At 80.7% G+C, this 301-nt stretch carries 1 pseudogene; it reads right to left on the reverse strand.

Going from position 1 to position 301, the window contains the following annotated elements:
- Window positions 1–15: 15 nt before the first annotated feature.
- Window positions 16–301, reverse strand: a pseudogene (locus PUR53_RS00155) (hypothetical protein); the annotation flags it as partial.

The raw sequence follows: 301 nt of genomic DNA on the forward strand, positions 1-301 counted from the left end.
CCACCCCACCCACCCCTACGTGTCACACTCCAACACCGTCCGACACAACCCACACCGATCCCGCACCCGCCCCCCCACCGGCCCCCCTCACCCCGGCTGACACGACGGACCGGGCACCGACACCCGCACCGCGCCCCCCCGCCCCACCGCCGCGAACGCCTCCGAGCCCCCCGCCCCCCCCGCCCCCCCCCCCCCCGGCCCCGCCGACCGCAGGTCCCCCGCATGGCGCCGATCCTGCACCTCCCGCCGCCGCCCCACCCACCCCGCCGCCGTCAGCGGCGGCTGCCGCTCGTCGCTCCGC

The organism is Streptomyces sp. SP18BB07, from assembly GCF_036322545.1.
Classification (GTDB): domain Bacteria; phylum Actinomycetota; class Actinomycetes; order Streptomycetales; family Streptomycetaceae; genus Streptomyces; species Streptomyces deccanensis.